This is a genomic window from Agromyces humi (genome assembly GCF_009720255.1).
In the GTDB taxonomy this organism is placed as follows: Bacteria; Actinomycetota; Actinomycetes; order Actinomycetales; family Microbacteriaceae; genus Agromyces; species Agromyces humi.
In genome coordinates, this window is the sequence record NZ_WJSP02000476.1 from 1 (window position 1) to 2,484 (window position 2,484).

Sequence of the window (2,484 nt, forward strand, 5' to 3'; positions counted from 1 at the left end):
CGACTGACGCCGCGGGCCGGCCGCAGCGGCACCCGGCGCGCGGAATCAGGCCGCCGGCGCGTCCTTGATCGCGAGCAGGAGGTGGCCGCTCGACACGGTGGAGCCCGCCTCGGCGTTCACCAGCCCGATGATGCCGTCCTTGTGCGCCATGATGGGCTGCTCCATCTTCATCGCCTCGAGCACGAGCACGAGGTCGCCCTTGACGACCTTGTCTCCCTCGGCGACGGCGACCTTGACGACGGTGGCCTGCATCGGCGCCTTGACGGCGTCGCCCGTGGCGGTGTCGACGGCGTGCGCCGCGGTGCGGCGGCGGGGAGCGGGGCCGGCCGTGGCAGCCGCGCCGGCGGCCGTGCCGCTCACGAGCTTCTTCGGAAGGCTGACCTCGATGCGGCGACCGGCCACCTCGACGACGACACCGGTGCGGTCGGCCGGGGCAGCGGCCTCGGCGAGCTCGCCCGACCACGGCTCGATGCGGTTGTCGTACTCGGTCTCGATCCAGCGCGTGTAGACCGAGAACGGCGCGTCGCCGTCTGGCGCGAACGCCGGGTTGCGCACGATGTCGCGGTGGAACGGCAGCACGGTCGGGAGCCCGGCGACCTCGAACTCGTCGAGGGCGCGCCGGGCGCGCTCCAGGGCGTCGGTGCGGGAGGAGCCGGTGACGATGAGCTTCGCGAGCAGCGAGTCGAAGGCGCCCGAGATCTCGTCGCCGGTGGTGACACCCGAGTCGACGCGAACGCCGGGCCCTCCGGGGAACCGGAGCACGTGCACCGGCCCGGGGGAGGGCAGGAAGTTGCGGCCGGGGTCCTCGCCGTTGATGCGGAACTCGATCGAGTGGCCGGATGCGACGGGGTCGGGGTAGTCGAGCACGCCGCCCTCAGCGAGGCGGAACTGCTCTCGCACGAGGTCGAGGCCGGTGACCTCCTCGGAGACGGGGTGCTCGACCTGGAGGCGCGTGTTGACCTCGAGGAACGAGACCGTGCCGTCCTGGCCGATGAGGAACTCGCACGTGCCGGCGCCGACGTAGCCGACCTCCTTGAGGATCGCCTTCGACGCCTCGTACAGCAGGCGGTTCTGCTCCTCCGTGAGGAAGGGCGCGGGCGCCTCCTCGACGAGCTTCTGGTGGCGGCGCTGCAGCGAGCAGTCGCGCGTGGACACCACGACGACGTTGCCGTGGGCGTCGGCGAGGCACTGGGTCTCGACGTGGCGCGGCTTGTCGAGGTACTTCTCGACGAAGCACTCGCCGCGCCCGAACGCGGCGACGGCCTCGCGGGTGGCCGACTCGAAGAGCTCGGGCACCTCCTCGCGCGTGCGGGCCACCTTGAGGCCGCGACCGCCGCCGCCGAAGGCGGCCTTGATCGCCACGGGCAGGCCGTGCACGTCGACGAAGTCGAGCACCTCGGCGGCATCCGCCACCGGGTTCAGCGTGCCCGGCGCGAGCGGCGCGCCGACCTTCTCGGCGACGTGGCGAGCGGAGACCTTGTCGCCGAGGCGCTCGATGGCCTCGGGGGAGGGTCCGATCCAGATGAGGCCGGCGTCGATCACGGCGCGGGCGAAGTCGGAGTTCTCCGCGAGGAAGCCGTAGCCGGGGTGCACGGCGTCGGCACCCGAACGGCGGGCCACCGAGAGCAGCTTGTCGATGACGAGGTAGGTCTCGGCGCTCGTGGTGCCGTCGAGCGCATAGGCCTCGTCGGCGAGCTTGGCGTGGCGGGCGTCACGGTCCTGGTCGGCGTAGACGGCGACGGAGCCGATGCCGGCGTCACGGGCGGCCCGGATGACGCGGACGGCGATCTCGCCACGGTTGGCGATGAGGACCTTCGTGATGCGCGGCATAATGCTCAAGCCTATTGGCCCGCTCGTGCTGGCCTTTGGGTCGCTTCCACAAAAAAGGAACGCAACCCTTGCGGGCGTCGACAATGGCCGCGGGTGACGGATGCCGCGGTGCGCGGGTCGCGCGCCCGGCCCACGCTGGTCAGGCCCGGTTCCAGAGCGCCGTCCACTCCACGCCGAGCTCGCGCACGAGATCGCGCAGCGTCGACAGCGACAGTCCGACGACCGTCGACGGATCGCCCTCCACGCGGCGGATGAACGGACCGCCGAGGCTGTCGATCGTGAAGGCGCCGGCGACGAGCAGCGGCTCGCCGGTCGCGATGTACGCGTCGATCTCCGCGTCGTCGAGCGCGGCGAACCGAACGGTCGCGACATCCGCCCGTCCCACCGCCGCGTTCGCCCGGCCGCCGCGATGGTCGATCAGCCAGTGCCCCGACCACAGGTCGCCGTGACCGCCGTTCTGCGCGAGCCAGCGCTCGCGGGCGACGTCGGGCCGGTGCGGCTTGCCGTGGATGGCGCCGCCGGTGAGGAAGGCCGAGTCGCCGCCGAGGATCAGGCCGTCGATCGGCTCGCCGTCGTGCGAACGCCCGACGATCGCCTCGGCCTTGGCCCGCGCGAGGAGCTGCACCATGGCGGATGCCTCGAGCCGGCCGGATT

At 72.4% G+C, this 2,484-nt stretch carries 2 protein-coding genes; both read right to left on the minus strand.

All coding sequences use genetic code 11. The features are described 5' to 3' along the window. Positions 1 to 45: 45 nt before the first annotated feature. Positions 46 to 1,830, minus strand: a complete 1,785-nt coding sequence (locus tag GH736_RS21120; protein WP_159606811.1) for an acetyl/propionyl/methylcrotonyl-CoA carboxylase subunit alpha — start codon at positions 1,828 to 1,830, stop codon at positions 46 to 48. Positions 1,831 to 1,969: 139 nt separating this feature from the next. Next, the coding region (locus GH736_RS21125) for a Maf family protein (protein WP_159606813.1) at positions 1,970 to 2,484 on the minus strand (515 nt) is incomplete at its 5' end.

What these genes read in the sequence shown, in the direction of transcription:
- GH736_RS21120 (WP_159606811.1), bottom strand. Translation starts at nt 1,830, where the DNA reads ATGCCGCGCATCACGAAGGTCCTCATCGCCAACCGTGGCGAGATCGCC.